A 21161-nucleotide genomic window follows, 5' to 3' on the forward strand; every position below is an offset into this window, starting at 1 on the left:
TTAGTTTCTATATCTGAGACATATTTATTAAAACATTAATTTCTATTGAACCGCCGTGTACCGAACGGTATGCATGGTGGTGTGAGAGGTCGCTAAATAAATTAATTATTTAGCTCCTACTCGATTAATAGAAAAGTATAAGCTATTATGTCTAAAAAGCATGAATAGTTGAGTAAAAGTTAATATTATGGTATAATATTGTAAGTAAATACTAAAAAATATCTTTAAAAGGAAAATATTTATTTTTTTGGAAATGTATTTGAAAATAAAATATTAGTAAGTAGAATGGAGTGGTTTGGTGGATTTATTATCAATGGTTAAAGGCATTAACGGAGTATTATGGGGATATATATTAATATTCTTGTTATGTGGTACGGGGATTTATTTTACGATAATTTTAAAACTTGTTCAAGTTAGAAAAATTAAAGCTATCTTTAGACAAGCTTTTGGAGGAATAAAGTTTGGCAAGAGGGCAGGGAAAGAAGGAATGTCATCATTTCAAGCAATGACAACTGCCATGGCTGCGCAAGTAGGAACAGGAAATTTAGCGGGGGCTGCTACTGCTATAGTAGCAGGAGGTCCGGGTGCTATATTTTGGATGTGGATAAGTGCGTTCTTTGGCATGGCAACTATTTTTGCAGAGGCAGTGCTTGCTCAAAAATTTAAAGAAAAAGTTGAAGGGCATATGACAGGAGGTCCGGCTTACTATATTAGTAAGGGCCTAGGAAGTAAAAAGCTTGCAGCATTTTTTGCTGTAATGAGTATAATTGTATTTGGATTCATAGGTAGTATGGTACAAAGTAACTCAATAAGTGCAGCAATAAGTTCAAATACAATTACCCGTTTAATAGTTGGTATTGTTGTTGCGATATTGGCTGGGTTGATTTTTATTGGAGGTATAGGCCGTATTGCTGGTTTTACTGAAAAAGTAGTACCAATTATGGCTTTATGTTATATAATAGGGAGTTTAGGAATTTTAATAGCAAATTTTGTAGATATTGGACCAGCATTTAAATTGATATTTGTAGCTGCGTTTAATCCTAAAGCTGCTACAGGTGGAGCAATTGGAATTACTGTACAACAAGCTATGAGATACGGTATCTCAAGAGGCTTATTTTCCAACGAAGCGGGAATGGGTTCAACACCACATGCTCATGCACTGGCAAAAGTTAAACATCCAGCGCAGCAAGGATTTGTTGCCATAATATGCGTATTCATAGATACCTTTGTAATTTTAACATTAACTGCACTAGTTATAATAACTACAGGAGTATTGGATGGAAAGGTTACTGGTATAGCTCTAACTCAAAAGGCTTTTGTTCATGGAATGGGAAGCTTTGGTGGCATATTTATAGCTGTAGCATTATTCTTCTTTGCCTTTTCTACCATAGTAGCTTGGTATTTCTTTGGAGAAACCAATGTTAAATACTTATTTGGTAAAAAAGCATTAAATATATATAGAAGTTTAGTTCTTGTATTTATAGTACTAGGTGCAGCTTTAAAGGTTGAACTAGTTTGGGAACTAGCCGATACTTTTTATGGATTAATGATTATCCCAAATTTAATTGCACTATTAGGACTTGGAGCATTAGTCAAAAAGAGTTTAAGATGTTACGAAGAGGATATTGAAGAGAATAATGAAGTGGAAGATTAAGTTAGAAAATAATTAAATCTATGATATATTTTATATAATAAAGCAGGAGGGCATATGCCTTCCTGCTTTATTATGTGGCCATATTTATATTATAAAAAGTATTAAAAGCAAGAAAATATGGAATTATAATAAAATAAGCTTTTATAATTAGACAAAATATACTATACTATAAATATAACGAATTATAAAATGTATTTAATGATTAATATTCGTATAAAATTATATTTTGGAGGTAATAATCATGGAAAATAAGATATATAGGTTATATGTAGAGAAAAAAGCGAACTATAATGTTGAAGGTGAAAAGTTATTCAAAGATATAGTGATAAATTTAGGTATAAAGACCTTGAAGGGGCTTAGATTAGTTAATAGATACGATATTATGGGAATATCAGAAAATCAGTATGAAAAATCAAAAAATACAATATTTTCAGAACCCACAGTAGATAATGTTTATGATGAAGACTTACATATAAAAGCAGGAGAAACCATGTTTGCCATTGAATATTTACCTGGGCAATATGATCAGAGGGCGGATTCAGCTGCTCAATGTATACAAATTTTAACTCAAAAAGATAAACCTATAGTTAAAACTGCAAAAATTATAATACTGAAGGGCGAAATTACTAAAAGTGATATATCTGTAATTAAAGATTATTGCATAAATTCTGTAGACTCTAGAGAAACAGATTTGGAAAAATGTACTGATTTAAACCAAAGCTTCGATGAACCAGAGGAAGTAGCCATATTAGAATCTTTTACTCGTATGAGTGATCTGGATTTAAAAGGATTTTTAGATGATAATGGTCTTGCTATGAGTTTTGAGGACTTAAAATATTGCAGAGAGTATTTTGGTGAAACTGAAAAGAGAGATCCAACCATAACGGAGATAAAAGTTATAGATACATATTGGTCAGATCACTGTAGACATACTACCTTTAATACTGTCATTGAGGATGTTTCTATAGAAGAGGGTAAATACTCAAAGCCTATTGTAGCAGCATATAGTGAATATTTAGATACTAGAGACTTTGTTTATGGTAAAACTGATAGAGCTGTAACACTTATGGATATGGCTGTTATTGGAATGAAAGAGCTTAGAAAAAAAGGAAAATTACAAGACCTTGATGTTTCAGAAGAAATTAATGCTTGCAGTATAGTTATCGATGCAGACATTGATGGAAAAAAAGAGAAGTGGCTTGTAATGTTTAAAAATGAAACTCATAATCACCCTACTGAAATAGAGCCTTTTGGAGGGGCAGCTACTTGCCTTGGTGGGTCCATAAGAGATCCATTATCAGGCAGGAGTTATGTGTATCAGGCAATGCGTGTTACAGGATCTGGTGATCCAAGGCGAAAAATTTCAGATACCTTAAAAGGAAAACTTCCTCAAAGAAAAATAACTCTTGAGGCTGCTCATGGATATAGTTCTTATGGAAATCAAATCGGACTTGCCACAGGACTTGTTTCTGAGGTCTATGATGAGGGATTTATTGCTAAAAGAATGGAAGTAGGAGCAGTTATTGGAGCAGCACCTTATGAAAATGTGGTTAGAGAAATACCAATGGCATCGGACATTGTTATACTTCTTGGTGGAAAGACAGGCCGTGATGGATGTGGCGGAGCTACAGGATCATCTAAAAAGCATTGTGATAACTCATTACTAACTTCAGGAGCAGAAGTTCAAAAGGGTAATGCACCTACAGAAAGAAAGATTCAAAGATTATTTAGAAATCCTAAAGTTACAAAACTTATAAAGAGATGTAATGATTTTGGCGCAGGTGGAGTATCTGTAGCAATAGGGGAACTTTCAGATGCACTTATTATTAATCTAGATGCAGTTCCTAAAAAATACCATGGTCTAGATGGAACAGAGCTTGCTATATCAGAGTCCCAAGAGCGTATGGCTGTTGTTGTTAGACGTTGCGATGTGGAGCTGTTTATAAAACTTTCAGAGGCAGAAAATTTGGAGGCTGTGGAAGTAGCACAAATAACTGATGATAACAGACTTAAGATGATATGGAAGGGAAAAACTATAGTTGATGTAAGTAGAAGTTTCTTAGATACAAATGGAGTTAAACAGTTTTCAGATGTTAGAATATCAGCACCAAAGGAAAGCGAATACTACTTTTCAAAAGATATAAAGGGAAGTTATGAAAAATCAAAATCAATAAAGAAATTGTGGAATGATACTTTATCAGACTTAAATGTTTGTAGTCAAAAGGGTTTAGTTGAGAGATTTGATAGCACTATAGGTGCAGGATCTGTTCTTATGCCTTTTGGGGGCAAGTATCAGAAAACACCAATTCAGGCTATGGTAGCAAAATTGCCAGTGCTTACTGGAGATACAAATACTGGTACAATAATGGCCTATGGATACAATCCTAAATTATCTAAGTGGAGTCCGTTTCATGGAGCAGCCTATTCAGTAATAGATTCTGTAACGAAAGTGGTAGCCTGTGGTGGGGATTATGAAGATATTAAACTAACCTTCCAGGAGTACTTTGAAAAATTGTCAAAAGATCCACAAAAATGGGGAAAACCATTTTCTGCACTACTGGGGGCTTATCATGTGCAGAAACAATTTAGTATAGCAGCAATTGGTGGAAAAGACAGTATGTCAGGTACTTTTAATGATATGAATGTACCGCCAACATTGGTATCTTTTGCAGTAGACCTAGTAAATATAGAGAAAGTTATATCACCAGAGTTTAAAAGACATGATAGTCAGGTGGTTTTAATTCATGCGAATATTTTAGAAGATGGATTACCAGATTTTGAAAAGCTACGTGATAACTATAAATTAGTGAAACAATTAATCGATAGTGGGAAAGCCTTATCAACTTATGCAGTAGGAGGCGGTGGCCTAGCAGAGGTTATATCTAAAATGTGTTTTGGTAATAATATAGGGTTTAAATTTAATGAGGACATTCAGGTAGAAAATATATTTAGTGAGGATTATGGTAGCATAGTAATGGAAATTGATAATTCTACACTTGAAGAGTTAGTCAAAGCCAAGGCAAATATTGTTTACCTTGGAAATACTCAAAAATCACCAGTTATTACTGTACTTTCAGAAACTATTAGTTTAGAGGAAGCGCTGCGCAATTGGGAGGAACCACTAGAAAGTGTATTTACTACAAAAGTAAATAATACAAAAGAAAATACAGGGAAAACAAATAGTGGGACTTTAAGTATGAATACAAGTGTTGGAAATGTGTCAAATAAATCTTCAGCCACAATTAAAATTGCAAAGCCTAGAGTTATAATTCCTGTGTTCCCTGGAACTAATTGTGAATATGATTCCATGAGAGCCTTTGAAAAAGCCGGGGCTGAGGTAGAAATAATGGTAATAAACAATTTATCCTCAAGCCATATTGAGGAATCCATAAAAGGTATAGCAGAGAAAATAAGAAAATCTCAGATAATTATGCTTCCAGGTGGATTTAGTGCTGGTGATGAACCAGATGGAGCTGGTAAATTTATGGCTACATTCTTTAGAAATCCTATAATAACAGAAAGTATACATGAGCTATTAGAAAGTAGAGATGGATTAATTCTTGGAGTATGCAACGGATTTCAAGCACTAATAAAACTTGGACTATTACCTTATGGGAAAATAACAGATATAACAGAAAATAGCCCCACATTAACCTATAATGAAATTGGTAGGCATATATCTCGTATGGTGCAAACTAAAGTAGTTTCAACATTATCACCTTGGCTTAGCAATTTGACAGTAGGAGATACACATACAATTCCAGTATCCCATGGAGAAGGAAGATTTGTAGCCAGTGATGAAGTAATTAAAAAATTATTTGAAAGTGGTCAAGTAGCTACACAATACGTAGATTTTGAAGGCAATCCAAGTTATGATATAAATTTTAATCCTAATGGTTCAATGCATGCTATTGAAGGAATAACTAGCGTTGACGGAAGAATCTTTGGTAAAATGGGTCACTCTGAAAGAATAGGCTCAAACATCGCAAAGAATATTATTGGTGAAAAGGACCAAAAAATATTTGAGGCAGGAGTAAATTATTTTAAATAGAATCTGAAATTTATATAAAACAAACAGCAGGTATAAAACTTTTATACTTGCTGTTTTTTAATTATATAGGAAACAGTATGCGGATACCGTTTATAATCCACCGTAGGTAGAGCAAATTGCTTACCTTAGAAATATCTATACACCTAGAGCTTGTCACTTTTGCCACTTGCCATGTGGGTGGCATCAAAACACGAACAATTAATGTTATATATGTACTTAGTTGCTTGTATAAAGATACAAACACGAACAATATTATTTAAAAAGCCATTAATGGATTGACTTAATGAAAAATAGATGTTAAAATAAAATCATAAATTAATAAATTAGTTCATCAATATATTTCTGTGAATATGGCACAGAAGTTTCTACGAGAGGCCGTTTTCTTCTCACTATTGGTGGATCTTGAATTGACACTATAATTCGGGATTACACCATTAAAATAATTTTTTTTATGGTATAGTCCTTTTTTTATAGGCAATTATAAGAGTTGAATACTTTATTTTAATTGGAGGTAACAAAATTATGAAAGTAGGAATTGTTTTTGGAAGTAAATCTGATAAAGAGGTAATGAAAAATGCAGGAATAGTACTTAAAGAATTTGATGTTGAGTATGAAGTACATATTTTATCGGCTCACAGAGTACCTGAGAGATTAGTCCAAGTAATAAAGGAAATGGAAAATAGAGGGGTAGAATGCATTATAGCAGGAGCAGGGCTTGCTGCACATCTTCCGGGGGTAATTGCATCGCATACAGTGTTGCCGGTTATTGGGGTGCCAATTAAGGCTGCTATGGAGGGCATAGACTCATTACTTTCAATGGTTCAAATGCCAAAAGCTATTCCTGTTGCTACAGTTGGTATTAATAACAGTTATAATGCTGGAATGCTTGCAGTTCAGATTTTATCACTAAAAGACTTGGAACTTAAAAATAAATTAATAAAATACAGAAAAGAAATGAAAGAAAAATTTATAGCAGAGAACGAAGAAAATATAGAATTTTAAAATATAGAATTTTAAAATATAGAAATTAAAATATAAAAATTAAAATATAAAACTTAAAATATGATTGTGAAATTAAATATTAAGGAGTGGTTATTAATGGGAGAATCAAAATTATTATATGAGGGAAAAGCTAAAAAAATGTTCAGTACAGATAATGAGGATGAAATTCTAGTATATTATAAAGATGATGCAACAGCTTTTAATGGTGTTAAAAAGGCACAAATTGAAAACAAAGGGGTTTTAAATAATAGTATAACAACCACATTATTTGAATTGCTAGAGAAAAACGGTGTAAAAACTCATTTTATCAAAAAGTTAAATGAAAGAGAACAGCTTTGTAAAAAAGTTGAAATAGTACCTCTTGAAGTGATTGTAAGAAATGTAGCAGCTGGTAGTATGGCAAAAAGATACGGAATAGAAGAAGGCACAGAGCTAAAAACAACAGTTTTCGAATTAAGTTATAAAAATGATGAATTAGGTGATCCACTTATAAACGATTATCACTCAGTAGCTATGGGACTCGCAACCTTTGAAGAATTATCAGAGATATACAATTTGGCTTCAAAAATAAATGATACTTTAAAGAAGTTTTTCTTTGAAAAGGGTATTAATTTAATAGATTTTAAAGTAGAGTTTGGAAGATATCATGGAGAGATAATCTTGGCAGATGAGATATCACCAGATACATGTAGATTTTGGGATGTTAAAACAGGAGAAAAATTAGACAAAGATAGATTTAGAAGAGATCTAGGCAATGTTACAGAGGCTTATGTGGAAATATTAAGTAGAATTAGTGATAAATAAGATATATTTAAGAAATAAAAATAATGTGAATTATAACTAAATGTTAGGGAAGCAATAACAAGGAGGAATTTCTTTGAATGAAATTATAGAATTAGACAATATGCCACTTTCTTGCAGTAGAAATCACATTGATGAAAATGACTTTAAGCAAGATAAGTTTAAAGAAGAGTGTGGTGTGTTTGGTATTTTTTCGCCAGATAAAGACTTAGATGTAGCATCACTAACTTATTATGGTCTTTATGCATTGCAGCATAGGGGAGAAGAAAGTGCTGGAATAGTATATTCTGATGGAGTTAATCTTGTTTGTGAAAAGGCTATGGGCCTTGTATGTGATGTTTTTAATGAAAAGCAAATTAATGAAATGAAGGGTCATGCTGCTATTGGACACGTCAGATATTCAACCACTGGAGGTAGTGAACTTAAAAATGCACAGCCACTTTTAAGTAAATTTAAACTAGGAGATATAGCTATAGCACATAACGGGAATTTAGTTAATGCAGATGTTATAAGGGAGCTTCTAGAGGACTGTGGGCATATGTTTCAAACCTCAATAGATTCAGAAGTTATTCTTAACCTAATTGCAAGAGGTGCAAAAAAAGGTGTAGAAAAGGCTGTAGTAGATGCGGTGCAGGCTATCAAAGGATCTTATGCAATAGTCATGCTTACAAAAGAAAAGTTGATAGCTGTTAGGGATCAAAATGGTATTAGGCCTCTTTGTATAGGTACCATAGGCAATAGTTATGTTATAGCTTCTGAAAGTTGCGCACTAGATGCAGTTGGTGCAGAGTTTTTAAGAGATGTGAAGCCTGGAGAAATAGTTATAATAGATGAAAATGGACTTAATTCTATTAATTTTGCGGAAAAAACGAAAAATGCTGTTTGCTCTTTTGAATATATATATTTTGCAAGGCCAGATAGTACCATTGATGGAATTAATGTGTATAGCTCAAGAGTCAAGGCTGGGGAACAGTTATTTAAAGAATCTCCAGTGGATGCTGATATGGTTGTAGGAGTTCCAGATTCAGGTATGGCTGCTGCAATAGGATACTCTAAGATTTCAGGAATACCTTTTGGAATGGGTCTTATAAAAAATAGATACGTGGGTAGAACTTTTATAAGCCCAACTCAAGAAATTCGTGAAAGAGCAGTGTCTGTAAAACTAAATGCATTAAAAATAAATGTAGAAGGCAAAAGAATTATTCTCATAGATGATTCAATAGTTCGTGGAACTACTAGTAGAAGATTAGTTGAAATATTGAAAAAAGCTGGAGCAAAAGAAGTTCACTTTAGGGTTTGTTCACCAATAGTAAAGTATCCATGTTATTTTGGAATAGATACGCCTTATAGAAAAGATTTAATAGGTGCCAACATTAATGTAGAGGAAATTAGACAAGAGATAGGTGCAGATAGTTTAGGATATTTAAGCATAGAGGGGCTATTAAAATCCTTGGGTAGAACAGAATTTTGTTTAGGTTGTTTTTCGGGTAGATACCCAGTATCTGCTCCCTTTGAAAGTGATAAAGAAAGATTAGAAAGGTAGGGTATATTTATGATTACTTATAAAGATTCTGGTGTTAATATTGAAGAAGGATATAAGTCAGTAAAATTAATAAAAGAATATGCAGCTGAGACATTTACAAAAGGTGTTTTAAATCATTTGGGAAGTTTTGCTGGTATGTTTGAAATAGGCGAAGGTTATAAAAATCCTATCTTAGTTTCAGGCACAGATGGAGTAGGTACTAAACTTGATATTGCTTTTAGAATGAAAAAATATGGCACTGTAGGAATTGACTGCGTTGCTATGTGTGTAAATGATGTCCTTTGTCATGGTGCAAAGCCACTTTTCTTTTTAGACTATATAGCTTGTGGAAAATTAGACTCCAGTGTTTCAGCACAACTTGTAAAAGGTGTAGCAGAAGGATGTATTCAATCGGGGTGTGCACTTATAGGTGGCGAAACTGCTGAAATGCCAGGCTTCTATAGAGATGGAGAGTATGATATGGCAGGATTTACTGTTGGGATAGTTGATAAGCATAAGATTATTGACGGTTCTGCTATTAAAGATGGGTATTCATTAATAGGAATAGAATCTTCAGGTCTTCATAGTAATGGATATTCATTAGTTAGAAAATTAATACCAGATTTAGATGCTTCTTTTAATGGAGATAAGATTGGAAACACACTACTTACCCCAACAAAAATTTATGTAAAAACCGTTTTAAAACTTATAGAAAAATTTGATATAAAGGGTATGGCACATATAACCGGTGGTGGTTTTTATGAAAATATACCAAGAATGTTTAGTGGAGATTTTACAGCAGTGGTAGACAAAAATAGTTTTAATACTCCAGATATATTTAAACATCTAATTTCACTAGGAGTAACTGAGGAGCATATGTTTAATACATATAATATGGGAATTGGTTATGTGCTATGCGTTGAAAACAGCGATGTACTAAAGGTTATAAAGACTATTGAAGATTTAGGAGATAGAGCATATAAAATTGGTCACGTTGAAGCTGGAGGTGGCGGAGTTTGCTTAAAATAGCCGTACTAATATCAGGCAGCGGTAGCAACCTTCAGGCCATAATAGACAATATAGAAAGTGGAAATTTAAATTGTTCTATAGAGGCTGTTATTAGTGATAAAAAAGATGTATATGGCATAGATAGAGCAAAATCAAAAAATATAAAAACCTACGTGGTGGATAAGAAGAAATATGGCACAATGATTTCTCAGGAAATATTTAAAATTATAGATGGAAAAGTAGATTTGATAGTACTCGCTGGTTTTTTATCCATACTTAAAGGGGAAATTCTTTCAAAATTTAAAAATAGAATAATTAATATTCATCCAGCCCTTATCCCATCCTTTTGCGGGGGAGGAATGTATGGCATTAAAGTTCATGAAAAAGCTTTAGAGTATGGGGTTAAAGTTTCAGGATGCACCGTTCATTTCGTAGATGAGGGTACAGACTCAGGCCCAATTATAATTCAAAAGGTCGTGCAGGTTTATGGAGAAGATTCAGCTATTGAACTCCAAAAGAGAGTTTTAGAGCAAGAACATATTGCATTGCCAGAAGCTATTAAATATATAAGTGAAGGAAAAATAAAAATTGTTGGAAGAAAAGTAATAGGTATTTGAATGTGAATAAGGCACAGGAAAATAAATATGCCTTATTAGAAAGGTGGAATAATAATGATAAAAACAGCACTTATAAGTGTATTTGATAAAGAAAACATTTTAGAACTTGCAACATCACTACAAAATAATGGGGTAGAGATTATATCCACAGGTGGAACTTTTAAATATTTAAAAGATAATGGTATAAAAGTAGTAGAAATTTCTGAAATAACAGGCTTTGAAGAGATTTTAGATGGAAGAGTTAAAACATTACATCCAACTATTCATAGTGGAATTTTAGCAATAAGAGATAATAAAGAGCATATGGCAACCATTAAGGCTAAAGGAATAAAACCTATCGATATGGTAGTGGTTAATCTTTATCCTTTTTTTGATAAGGTTACGCAAGATATAAGTTTTGAGGAAAAAGTTGAATTTATTGATATCGGTGGACCAACTATGCTAAGAGCAGCGGCTAAAAACTTTAAGGATGTTATTGTACTTAGTGATACATGTGATTATGGAAATATTATAAGCAAAATGGATGCAAAACAAGAAGTGGAATTTGAAACTAGAAAGCATTTAGCTGGTAAAGTGTTTAATTTAATATCTGCTTATGATGCAGCTATAAGTAATTTCTTACTTGGAGAGGATTCATACTCTGATTATTTATCGCTTTCATATAAAAAATCAATGGATTTAAGATATGGTGAAAATCCTCATCAAAGCGCAGCTTATTATGTTAGTACAGCAGGAAATGGAGCTATGAAGGATATGGTGCAGTTACATGGCAAGGAATTATCTTATAACAATATAAAGGACATGGATATTGCATGGAAGGTAGTATGTGAATTCGATGAGACTGCTTGTTGCGCATTAAAGCACAATACACCTTGTGGAGTTGCCATAGGTACTAGCGTACTTGATACATATAAAAAGGCCTACGAATGTGATCCTATGTCTATATTTGGTGGCATTGTTGCTTTTAATAGAAAAGTAGACAGTGAAACTGCAAAGGAACTTGTAAAAATATTTTTAGAGGTGGTTATTGCACCAGAGTTTGATGAGGCAGCTTTAGAAATATTAAAAGCTAAGAAAAATTTAAGAATTATAGTATGTTCAAGTAAAGCAGAGGATAAACTCCAAATGGTTAAAGTTGATGGAGGAATACTCGTACAAAGTTCTGACCAAAAATTAATAGATGAAACTAAAGTAGTTACGGAAAGCAAACCATCAGAAAGTGAAATGAAAGATTTAATATTTGCTATGAAAGTTGTTAAATATGTTAAATCAAATGCTATTGTAGTAGTTAAAGATGGTGTGACTAAGGGAATTGGTGCAGGTCAGGTAAATAGAATATGGGCAGCAGAGCAAGCCTTAGAAAGAGCAGAGGGTGGTAATATAATGGCATCAGATGCATTCTTCCCTTTTGGAGATGTGGTAGAGCTAGCTGCAAAATATAAAATAACATCCATTATTCAACCTGGTGGGTCTATTAAAGATGTACAGTCCATAGATGCTTGCAATAAAAATGGAATTTCTATGGTGTTTACAGGTACTAGACATTTCAAACATTAAGAATCGCTTTAAAGTATTTAACTACCTAGGTGGCTAAGTCTACTTAAGTGGTTTAATATACTAAAGTATTAGTCTCATGGTAGAATAAATAAATTATTCTATCATGGGACTTATTAAGATAATAGGAGATGGGGATTATGAAAGTATTAATTATTGGTTCTGGTGGAAGAGAACATGCATTAGTGTCAGCAGTTTCAGAAAATCCTTCTGTGGAGAAAGTATTTTGTGCCACTGGTAATGGTGGTACTCACAGGGAAAATAAGTGTGAGAATATTGATATTACGAAAATAGATGAACTTTTATCTTTTGCTTTAGAAAACAGAATTGATATAACCATAGTTGGATCAGAGGAGCTCTTGGTACAAGGTATAGTAGATAAATTCAAAGAAAATGGGCTTAAGATATTAGGACCTAGCCATAAGGCGGCAAGACTTGAAGGGAGTAAAGCATATTCTAAAGAATTTATGAAGAAGTATGGTATAAAAACAGCTGCCTATGAAGTTTTTGAACATACAGAGTTGGCTATTGAATATTTAAAAAAATGTGAATATCCTATAGTAATTAAAGCAGACGGTTTGGCAGCTGGAAAAGGAGTAGTTATCTGTGAGGATTTTACCTCTGCTAAAAACAGCATAAATGATTTTATGATACTCGATATATTTAAAGGTAGTGGAAAGAAAATTGTAATAGAGGAGTTTTTGGAAGGCGTAGAGGCCTCGATATTATCTATTACAGATGGAAACATAATACTTCCATTTATATCTTCAAAAGATCACAAACAAATATTTGACGAGAATAAAGGCCCAAACACAGGTGGTATGGGCGCTATAGCACCAAATCCATACTGCACTAGTGAAGTACTAGAGGAGTTTCAAAAACATATATTAGAGCCAACCCTTGTGGGAATTCAAAAGGAAAAAATGGATTATAAGGGCATAATATTTTTTGGCATAATGATGACCAAAAGAGGCGTATATTTGATTGAATATAATGCAAGACTTGGTGACCCAGAGACTCAAGCTGTTCTTCCTCTTATGAAAAGTGATTTCACGGAGCTCGTGATTAGTGCTATTGCCGGCGACCTTGTAAATTTTAAGCTACAATGGAATGCTGGGCATTCTTGCTGCGTAATTGCAGCATCCAAGGGTTATCCAGGTAGCTACGATACAGGATTTGAAATAAGTCAGTCTAGTAAATTACAAGGTAAGTTATATTTAGCAGGGGCTATAGAGGAAGATGGTATCCTAAAGACTGCTGGTGGAAGAGTTCTAGGCATAACAGGCTTTGGTGAAACCTTAGAACAGGCGAGGGAAGTAGCTTATGCAGACATGAAGAAAATTCACTTTGAGGGAATGTACTACAGGACAGATATCGGAAAAGTTAATTAGTAATATTAAATTTGATTGCGAGTTTTTTCTTATATTATGCTATAACGAAAAGTAGATATTGCTAAAATGCTTTCATGTCGCCAAGTAATTCTAAAATTTATTTTATTTGATGTTGCTAAAAAATATAAACTCGCTACGCTCAAACATATATTTTTCTTTACGCACCTTCAAATAAAATAAATTAAGAATTACTAAGGCTTATTCAAATGCATTTTACGCAATATCTACTTTTGTTAGCATAATCTAAGAAAAAATATCTAATTTCAAAATTACTATTATTTTTTACGGAAATAGACCTTGTGCTTTTTTACAGTTTTGCATGTTTTTACCTTAGCTATTATAATTTCATATCCTTTTGATGTTTTTGAAAGGTGGATTTAGGGGCGGCTCTCAAAGTAATATTGAGAATCGTCCCTAGAAATGTTGGAAAAAGGTTGAATATTGTGATAATTTCTTATATTATAGTAGTATGTTTTAAGTTTTACAATTAAACTTTTAGATATATAATGAGTATAAACTTTATTTGGGTGATATTTGAACATGGGAGATGATAGATAATTATGAAAGTTATTAAAAGAGATGGGAAACTTCAAGATTTTGATCTGAATAAGATAAAAACTAGCATATATAGAGCTTCTGATGATGCTAGTGAACCACTTAATGAATCAGATATTGAGAATTTAGCAAAGAGTATTGAAAGAAGTTTGCAAAATTATCAAAAGGGGAGTATTCATTCTGATATTATTCAAATATTTGTACTGCGTGAATTGAAAAAAGAAGGGTTTACGGGTGTGGCTACATATTACAGCCAGGGACTAATAGAATAATAATATCAGTAATAAAAAAGTAGATGAAACAAAATCATCTGCTTTTTTATTATATTGTAGTGAGGTAAGATTTGGTTGAACACATTTTGAATTGCGAATAAGTCTTTATATAATTAGCAAGGAAGTGATAGGTCATGAAACAAGTTAGTTTTACCAATAAGCAAGCTAGGCAATTCATTTTGCTAAAACAAGGGCTAATGGGTAATTACAAATTTTTTGGGGAACAAGGGGTTTGTGATTACATAAAACAAGCTGGGTGTATTCAGTTTGATCCAATAGATGTTTGTGGTAAAAATGCTGAGTTAGTTTTGCAGTCAAGAGTAGAGGGCTTTTCTAAAGATATGTTGTACAAACTTTTGTATAAAGATAGAGTGCTTATGGATTATTTTGACAAGAACATGAGTATTTTTAGTGTATATGATTGGAAATACTTTGCGCCGATGCGAGCGGTTTATGATCAGTATGGAAGGAATCATCCTAGTCACAATGAAATAAATGCAGTTATGGATGAGGTAAGGGCGATTATCAAAGAAAAAGGGTATGTTTCATCTAAAGATATTAATTTTAAAGAAAAAGTTAATTGGGCTTGGAATCCTACTACTTTAGCTCGAGCAGCATTAGAAACTATGTACTTTCGGGGAGAGTTAATTATTCATCATAAAAAGGGAACCATCAAGCATTATGCATTTTCCAGGGACATATAGGTGATGAAATTTTGAATGATTGCAACCCCAATTTAATGCAAGAAGAACAGATAGCATGGGGCATTTTAAGACGCATAGGGGCAGTGGGAATGCTTTGGAACAAACCATCAGATGCATGGCTTGGAATTGATGGATTAAAGGCAGTCAATCGCAAGGACACATTTAAAAAACTACTTGCAGATAATAAGATAGTAGAAATTTCAATTGAAAATATAGCTGATAAATTTTATTGCTTATCTGAGGATAAACTACTTATTAAAAGGGTATTAAATAATAATGATTTTGTAGGTCGAACTGAATTCATTGCTCCTTTAGATAATATGCTTTGGGATAGAAAGCTTATAAAATTAATTTTTAATTTTGAGTATAAGTGGGAAATATACACACCAATTGTTAAAAGAAAATTTGGTCACTATGTTTTGCCGGTTTTGTCTGGAGATAGATTTACCTCTAGAATAGAGATAGTAAACGATAAAAAGACAAAACAACTTATTGTTAAGAACCTGTGGTTAGAAGAGGATTTTAATAACAGTGATATATCTACTGAGGATATTAATGAGTGTCTTAAGCGATTTTCTGGTTTTAATAATTGTGAACAAATTAAGATCCAGTGTAAAATATAGAAAAATAAAAATTTATTCATTTAAAGGTAAAATAAGTAAATTGGAGAATATATATATTATATAGAATTATATTCTAATATGAAATGGGGGGATTATGATGGCAAACTTATTTTATTGTGCTAAGTGCAAAAGGGTGATTGCCAGTGAAACACAATGTACTTATTGTGGGAATAATGAAATTAATAGGCTACTTAAAGGAGCAGCGGTTAATGTTATTGGGACAAAACAGAAGGGACAAGTATTTAGGATTAGTGATGAAATAGTTAAAATCATAATAACTGATTTGGCAAAGAATAAAGTTATAAGAGAATATAAGGCTGAGCAACTTAAAAAAATAATATAACTAAAAAAAGTAGCTGGGTTACAAAAACCAACTACTTTTTCATTTTAAATTTCATATGTAATTATTTTAGCATGGTTAAGAGCATTTTTAAGGCAACTGCCAGTGACATGGTTACAAATATGGGTTTTATAAGTTTTGAACCCTTTTTTAAGGCAACGCTTGTCCCCAATTTTGCTCCTAAAATCATACATATTGCCACGGGAAGTCCTATGGTGTAATTTATTTTCCCGTTTATGGCAAATAAAATAAGGGATGTAATATTGCTGGTAAAGTTTAAAACTCGAGCATTGGCGGAAGATGATACAAAGTTAAATCCAAAAATACTTATAAATCCAAACACTAAAAAAGATCCAGTACCAGGACCGAAAAAACCATCATAAAAACCTAAAGAAAGGGCAAGGATAATTCCCCAAATCACATTTTTTTTGGTAAGTCCCTGAAATTTATCTTCTAGGCCCAAGGATTTAGAAAAAAGAGTATATATTCCTATAAACATGATAAGAATTAATACTAAGCCGTTTAGAAACTTTTGGTCTATATTTAAGACTGCTCTAACCCCAAGCATTGCACCTATGAAAGTAAAGGGGATAAGATATTTTAAAAGTTTGAAATTAGCTTTACCTGATTTTATAAATCCTAGTGAACTAGTAAAAGAACCGGCAGTGGAACTAAACTTGTTAGTACCAAGCACCATGTGGGCGGGTAGACCCGCAAGCATATAGGCGGGGACACTTATTAAACCGCCACCTCCAGCTATGGAGTCTACGAAAGCAGCTACAAAACCAGCGATACATAGAAAAATAATTTTAGTAATCATAAGACACCTACCTAATTTTTATTAAAATCAAAAGCAAATATGTGGTTCCAATACCATTATAGATGATAAATAATATAATTTAAAGACTTATATCTATTCTCTTAAGTTAAGGTGTTACCAAAAATATCCTGTAAACTTTCTGAGAATAAACAATAGCCTCTTGATTTATACTTCATAAATACGTATTATATATAGATGGGAGTAAAAAGTTATAAGCATTTCTCTCGTTGTACTTATAATAAAATAGTAGCTATATAAGAATAATAGTATAAAATAGAGGAGGATTTACAATGTTAGAACAAAAAGAAGTAAACACAGATGTGATTGAGGAATCAGATGATATAAAAAATAGATCCCTAGGAAAAAATGAAGAAATGGTTGGTGTAGATGAAAATAAGATGGGCGATACCTTTATAAATTCAAAGGATAACGATGCTAAAAAACCTAATTTGTTAGATACTTTCAAAGCTAATATTATAGATTTAGCAATTATAGGCGGAATATCAGCAGTTTTAGTATTTGCTGCAGATGCAATATTAAGATTGACAGGATATGCTATATCTCAAAAGTTTAGTATGTCATTTATAATTTTTATGGTGGTTATGGTATTATACATGAGTATTATGGAGAGTGGCAAAGGTTCTAATACCGTTGGCAAGAAAATATCTGGTCTAACGATTACAAAAGGATAGGAGATTTAATAACTATGCAGAAAAGAAAAGATTATGAATTTTATATAGAAGATTTGGAATTTCCATCACAAGGCATAGCATTTTATGAAGGCGAAAAAGTTATTATTAAAAATACATTGCCAGGTCAAAAGGTAATTGGTAGAGTATCAAAAAAGAAACCAGAAGGCTATGAAGCAAAACTTGTAAGAATCCTTGAGGATGTAGATTATAAAATTGAGCCTCAATGCAAGATTACAGATTTATGTGGAGGATGTAGCCATCAATTTCTTTCTTATGATAAACAATTAGAATTTAAGAAGAAACAAGTACTAAAGTTGTTTGATCAGGCAGAAATAAAAGATTTTGAGTTTTTAGGCATAGAAAAGAGCCCAGTGCAATTCGAATATAGAAACAAAATGGAATTTACATTTGGTGACTTTCTAAAGGATGGCGAATTAACACTAGGAATGCATACAAAAGGAAGAAGCTTTAGTATAGTTACTGTGGATGATTGTAGAATTGTAGATAGAGATTTTAGAGAAATTTTAAAAATGGTATTAAACTATTTTAAAGAACTAAAATTACCACAATATAAGGTGATGGAACATAGTGGATATTTACGAAACCTAGTTATTCGCAAGGCTATAAATACTGGAGAAATATTAGTGAATTTTGTAACTACAACTCAGGTAGATTTTGATCTTAGTGAAATAACTAATATGCTTAAACAGTTAAAATGTGATGGAAATATCACGGGAATAATACATACTTTTAATGATGGTCTAGCAGATATTGTTCAAGCTGATAAAGTTGAACTATTATTCGGAAAAGATTATATTATGGAAGAATTATTAGGTCTTAAGTTTAAAATTAATCCCTTTGCCTTTTTTCAAACCAATACAAAAGGGGCAGAAAAACTTTATAGCATAGTTAGAGATTTTCTAGGCGAGTCAGAATCAAAAGTAGTATTTGATCTATATTGTGGAACAGGAACTATTGGACAAATTGTTGCAGCTAAAGCAAAAAAAGTTTTGGGTATTGAATTAATAGAAGAAGCAGTGGCTGCTGCAAATGAAAATGCAAGAATTAACGGACTTAATAATTGTGAGTTTATAGCAGGTGATATAGCAAAGGTTATTAAAGAGGTTAAAGATAAACCAGATAGTATTATTTTAGACCCACCAAGGGCTGGAGTTCACCCTGTGGCCTTAGATTATGTTATAAAATTTGATGCTCCACATATAGTTTATGTATCTTGTAACCCTAAAAGTCTAGTAGTTGATTTGAAGGAAATGATAGATAATGGATATGTGGTTAAAAAGGTAATACTTATGGATATGTTTCCACATACACCTCACGTTGAGACTGTAGTTCAACTAACGAGGGATATGTAGCCAACTAAAATACCCTCGCAACTTCGATAAAACTCTTGCTATTTTGAAGAAACCCTTGCAGAGTACCTGAAAAGAAGCGAGAAAAAAACAAAAATAAACCAACCACCCGAATAAATACTCTATACCATTAACAAAGCCATACACACCAAGACCTAAGACAGAATAATGATAGAACTAAGGATTGAGTTTCCGTAGTTCTATTTTTATGCCTTTTAACGTACTTTTATGGGGCGTAGCCAGTAGAAAATCAGACCCTACTATGTAACCCTCCCAAGCTCTAACTAAACATCATCTCCAAAACTAATCGGCTTCTGCACTCGATTAGATTCTTCCGCTTTTACATAACTAAAGCCCATTCAATACCATTCATATCCCTTCCAAATGAGGCGTGAGCCTATGGATGAATAATAACCGATATAATGATAGGACCCTACGGGTGAGTTTGGGTGAGAAAAGATAGTGAGAAAAGACGGAGTTAAACAGGGAAATAAATGAATGAAAAAATGATAGAATGATAGAATTTTAAGCTGATTTGACTTAGAATATGATTGAAAAATGGATAGATTTAAAAGGGAAAAAAGATAGATTGATGGATAGATTTTTAAGCAAGGATTTTAAGTGGTTTTTAGCAAGGGTTTCTTCAAATTTGAAAATACTTTTGTGGGGTAAAGGGTAATAAATATTGGATAAAATTTGAAAATTGGTAGCAAATGTATCTTCGGGGGTGACGGGGGAATGCGGGTTTGAGGGGGGTTATTTAGCAAGGAAATTTTAGTTGCGTCTATAGTAGTAATAATATCTAATCAATTTTATTTTGAGTTTAAAGAAAAAAGTAAATTTATAGGATGTTTTAGTTATTGTTCTTATGATATGCTATTTTAAATTATAACCATATTTACTTTTATAAGTCTTTGTAGTGTATTACTAATACTCTTATGAGTATTAGCCTTCCTTTAAGTATGAAGGTGTTAGAAATGCTTATTACGACCATTGTTGCTCATTTTGTTTTTTTAGGTGCATTTATTGCTACTTCTTTGCATACAGGTATCATAAGGAGTATAAATGCCATTTGCCTTATTATTAGTGCAAAGTAAATCAAGTATAATTTTGGAAATTAATATTAAAACTAAATACATCTATATATACATTATATTGAAATTAATGTTAAAATTAGCTTATGACAAATCATAATGTATTACACTATTGCGAAATATATCTAAATTTTAAAAGGGAGAAGAGTATGAAAAAGAAAATAGGATTCATTGTTTTAACAATAATCATTGCTTCACTATTTTTAGTAATTAAATTTAACAATGGTGTAAAAACAATAGAAGAAGCAATAACCACACCTGGTTCAAAATCAATAAGTATTATCCATGAAGAAAAAACTGATAAAGGAAGTATAGTATTTTGGAATCATAAAGGTGAGGATAGTCTTTATACTGCCTTCGTAAGAAAGACTATAAGCGGGTATAAGAATGTTTATAGTGGTGTTGAAGGAGATATATCAGTGGTAGCAAATAAATTTGGAGTATCCTACACATATTTACCTAACATTGAAAAAACGTCACTCCCAATATATTTCGGAATTATCGGTAATCCTGATATTAGTCAAGTCAAGATTGTAGAAAAGAAGAGAAATATTGAAGGTCAAGCGAAAATTATTAATGCTAATGGAACAAGAATATGGATTGTATATATGAATAAATTTCAGGGTTCGGATTTTAATATTATTGGTCTTTCAGCAGATGGGAAGGAATTAACAAAAATAAATGGAGATATATCACCATATTATGCAGAACAAAAACCATTCAAAAATACCTATTAATAATTAGTGTATTTTAATTAAGACAATTTATATGTTGTGTCAAACTTGTAAAATGACTAAATACTTTAAAACAACTTATGTGAAAAAAATAGGGGGTGCGGTTATTATTAATAAGAAAATTGGATTAGCAATTTTATGTTTGTTGATGATTTTAACAGGATGTACAACCCGAAATTCAAAGGATAAAAAGATAAAAATGGCTTTATTAAAGCCAAAAGAGGTTATAGCTCATCTTCCGACCACATACAATACTTTCCAATGAATAACTCTTCTTAAAAGATATTATTGTATTTATGACATTCTATAAATTAAAAACTAGGCCTCAAAAATTTATCTACACTTTATAAAGTAATC

The 21161-nt window shown here is 32.2% G+C and carries 19 protein-coding genes and 1 riboswitch; of the genes, 18 read left to right on the forward strand and 1 reads right to left on the reverse strand.

From position 1 onward, the window contains the following. The first annotated feature begins 298 nt into the window (after positions 1 to 298). From ACREVU_RS05775 to ACREVU_RS05835, 13 genes are all read left to right on the forward strand, one after another. Positions 299 to 1654 (forward strand): alanine/glycine:cation symporter family protein, encoded by a 1356-nt coding sequence (locus ACREVU_RS05775; protein ID WP_431550670.1) that lies wholly within the window; start codon positions 299 to 301, stop codon positions 1652 to 1654. Positions 1655 to 1895: 241 nt separating this feature from the next. Next, on the forward strand, positions 1896 to 5705 hold the full coding sequence (locus ACREVU_RS05780; RefSeq protein WP_431550671.1) for a phosphoribosylformylglycinamidine synthase: 3810 nt from the start codon (positions 1896 to 1898) through the stop codon (positions 5703 to 5705). Between the two features lie 312 nt (positions 5706 to 6017). After that, a riboswitch (purine riboswitch) is annotated at positions 6018 to 6117 on the forward strand. A 110-nt stretch (positions 6118 to 6227) separates the two neighbouring features. After that, positions 6228 to 6707: a 5-(carboxyamino)imidazole ribonucleotide mutase gene (gene purE, locus ACREVU_RS05785; protein ID WP_431550672.1), complete on the forward strand. Its 480-nt coding sequence runs from the start codon at positions 6228 to 6230 to the stop codon at positions 6705 to 6707. Between the two features lie 96 nt (positions 6708 to 6803). Continuing rightward, on the forward strand, positions 6804 to 7511 hold the full coding sequence (gene purC, locus ACREVU_RS05790) for a phosphoribosylaminoimidazolesuccinocarboxamide synthase (protein WP_431550673.1): 708 nt from the start codon (positions 6804 to 6806) through the stop codon (positions 7509 to 7511). Between the two features lie 100 nt (positions 7512 to 7611). Next, positions 7612 to 9051, forward strand: a complete 1440-nt coding sequence (gene purF / locus ACREVU_RS05795) for an amidophosphoribosyltransferase (RefSeq protein ID WP_431550688.1) — start codon at positions 7612 to 7614, stop codon at positions 9049 to 9051. Positions 9052 to 9060: 9 nt separating this feature from the next. Continuing rightward, positions 9061 to 10059 (forward strand): phosphoribosylformylglycinamidine cyclo-ligase, encoded by a 999-nt coding sequence (gene purM / locus ACREVU_RS05800; RefSeq protein WP_431550674.1) that lies wholly within the window; start codon positions 9061 to 9063, stop codon positions 10057 to 10059. Beyond that, positions 10047 to 10655 carry a phosphoribosylglycinamide formyltransferase gene (purN, locus tag ACREVU_RS05805; RefSeq protein WP_431550675.1) on the forward strand — a complete coding sequence of 203 codons (609 nt, stop codon included), beginning with the start codon at positions 10047 to 10049 and terminating at the stop codon, positions 10653 to 10655. The genes purM and purN overlap by 13 nt, the downstream gene beginning before the upstream one ends. A gap of 54 nt (positions 10656 to 10709) precedes the next feature. Further along, on the forward strand, positions 10710 to 12212 hold the full coding sequence (purH, locus tag ACREVU_RS05810) for a bifunctional phosphoribosylaminoimidazolecarboxamide formyltransferase/IMP cyclohydrolase (RefSeq protein ID WP_431550676.1): 1503 nt from the start codon (positions 10710 to 10712) through the stop codon (positions 12210 to 12212). Positions 12213 to 12349: 137 nt separating this feature from the next. Then, positions 12350 to 13600 carry a phosphoribosylamine--glycine ligase gene (gene purD, locus ACREVU_RS05815; RefSeq protein WP_431550677.1) on the forward strand — a complete coding sequence of 417 codons (1251 nt, stop codon included), beginning with the start codon at positions 12350 to 12352 and terminating at the stop codon, positions 13598 to 13600. Between the two features lie 560 nt (positions 13601 to 14160). Next, positions 14161 to 14427: an ATP cone domain-containing protein gene (locus tag ACREVU_RS05820; RefSeq protein ID WP_431550678.1), complete on the forward strand. Its 267-nt coding sequence runs from the start codon at positions 14161 to 14163 to the stop codon at positions 14425 to 14427. A gap of 134 nt (positions 14428 to 14561) precedes the next feature. Continuing rightward, positions 14562 to 15131, forward strand: a complete 570-nt coding sequence (locus tag ACREVU_RS05825; RefSeq protein WP_431550679.1) for a DNA glycosylase AlkZ-like family protein — start codon at positions 14562 to 14564, stop codon at positions 15129 to 15131. A gap of 11 nt (positions 15132 to 15142) precedes the next feature. After that, the gene (locus ACREVU_RS05830; protein WP_431550680.1) at positions 15143 to 15754 is read left to right on the forward strand and encodes a DNA glycosylase AlkZ-like family protein; all 612 of its coding nucleotides are present in this window, start codon (positions 15143 to 15145) and stop codon (positions 15752 to 15754) included. Between the two features lie 97 nt (positions 15755 to 15851). Next, complete coding sequence (locus ACREVU_RS05835; protein WP_431550681.1) at positions 15852 to 16097, forward strand: hypothetical protein; 246 nt, start codon at positions 15852 to 15854, stop codon at positions 16095 to 16097. A 61-nt stretch (positions 16098 to 16158) separates the two neighbouring features. Here the strand turns inward: ACREVU_RS05835 and ACREVU_RS05840 are convergent, their stop codons facing one another. Beyond that, positions 16159 to 16914, reverse strand: a complete 756-nt coding sequence (locus ACREVU_RS05840; RefSeq protein WP_431550682.1) for a TSUP family transporter — start codon at positions 16912 to 16914, stop codon at positions 16159 to 16161. 290 nt (positions 16915 to 17204) lie between these two features. Between ACREVU_RS05840 and ACREVU_RS05845 the strand changes: the two genes are divergently transcribed. The 5 genes from ACREVU_RS05845 (at position 17205) to ACREVU_RS05865 (ending at position 21069) form a co-directional block, all read left to right on the forward strand. Then, the gene (locus tag ACREVU_RS05845; protein ID WP_431550683.1) at positions 17205 to 17606 is read left to right on the forward strand and encodes an RDD family protein; all 402 of its coding nucleotides are present in this window, start codon (positions 17205 to 17207) and stop codon (positions 17604 to 17606) included. 14 nt (positions 17607 to 17620) lie between these two features. Then, complete coding sequence (rlmD, locus tag ACREVU_RS05850; RefSeq protein ID WP_431550684.1) at positions 17621 to 18979, forward strand: 23S rRNA (uracil(1939)-C(5))-methyltransferase RlmD; 1359 nt, start codon at positions 17621 to 17623, stop codon at positions 18977 to 18979. Between the two features lie 544 nt (positions 18980 to 19523). Next, a complete protein-coding gene (locus ACREVU_RS05855) occupies positions 19524 to 19655 on the forward strand; it encodes a hypothetical protein (RefSeq protein WP_431550685.1) in 132 nt (43 codons plus the stop codon). A gap of 564 nt (positions 19656 to 20219) precedes the next feature. Then, a complete protein-coding gene (locus ACREVU_RS05860; protein WP_431550686.1) occupies positions 20220 to 20807 on the forward strand; it encodes a hypothetical protein in 588 nt (195 codons plus the stop codon). A 79-nt stretch (positions 20808 to 20886) separates the two neighbouring features. Beyond that, complete coding sequence (locus ACREVU_RS05865) at positions 20887 to 21069, forward strand: hypothetical protein (protein WP_431550687.1); 183 nt, start codon at positions 20887 to 20889, stop codon at positions 21067 to 21069. Positions 21070 to 21161 lie beyond the last annotated feature (92 nt).

The organism is Clostridium sp., assembly GCF_050717535.1.
Lineage (GTDB): Bacteria > Bacillota > Clostridia > Clostridiales > Clostridiaceae > Clostridium_AD.

Coding starts and splice junctions, on each gene's coding strand:
- purC (WP_431550673.1), top strand. CDS start 6,804: ATGGGAGAATCAAAATTATTATATGAGGGAAAAGCTAAAAAAATGTTC.
- ACREVU_RS05780 (WP_431550671.1), top strand. CDS start 1,896: ATGGAAAATAAGATATATAGGTTATATGTAGAGAAAAAAGCGAACTAT.
- ACREVU_RS05855 (WP_431550685.1), top strand. CDS start 19,524: ATGATTGAAAAATGGATAGATTTAAAAGGGAAAAAAGATAGATTGATG.
- ACREVU_RS05845 (WP_431550683.1), top strand. CDS start 17,205: ATGTTAGAACAAAAAGAAGTAAACACAGATGTGATTGAGGAATCAGAT.
- purD (WP_431550677.1), top strand. CDS start 12,350: ATGAAAGTATTAATTATTGGTTCTGGTGGAAGAGAACATGCATTAGTG.
- rlmD (WP_431550684.1), top strand. CDS start 17,621: ATGCAGAAAAGAAAAGATTATGAATTTTATATAGAAGATTTGGAATTT.
- purF (WP_431550688.1), top strand. CDS start 7,612: ATGCCACTTTCTTGCAGTAGAAATCACATTGATGAAAATGACTTTAAG.
- ACREVU_RS05835 (WP_431550681.1), top strand. CDS start 15,852: ATGGCAAACTTATTTTATTGTGCTAAGTGCAAAAGGGTGATTGCCAGT.
- purE (WP_431550672.1), top strand. CDS start 6,228: ATGAAAGTAGGAATTGTTTTTGGAAGTAAATCTGATAAAGAGGTAATG.
- purM (WP_431550674.1), top strand. CDS start 9,061: ATGATTACTTATAAAGATTCTGGTGTTAATATTGAAGAAGGATATAAG.
- purH (WP_431550676.1), top strand. CDS start 10,710: ATGATAAAAACAGCACTTATAAGTGTATTTGATAAAGAAAACATTTTA.
- ACREVU_RS05860 (WP_431550686.1), top strand. CDS start 20,220: ATGAAAAAGAAAATAGGATTCATTGTTTTAACAATAATCATTGCTTCA.
- ACREVU_RS05820 (WP_431550678.1), top strand. CDS start 14,161: ATGAAAGTTATTAAAAGAGATGGGAAACTTCAAGATTTTGATCTGAAT.
- ACREVU_RS05825 (WP_431550679.1), top strand. CDS start 14,562: ATGAAACAAGTTAGTTTTACCAATAAGCAAGCTAGGCAATTCATTTTG.
- ACREVU_RS05840 (WP_431550682.1), bottom strand. CDS start 16,914: ATGATTACTAAAATTATTTTTCTATGTATCGCTGGTTTTGTAGCTGCT.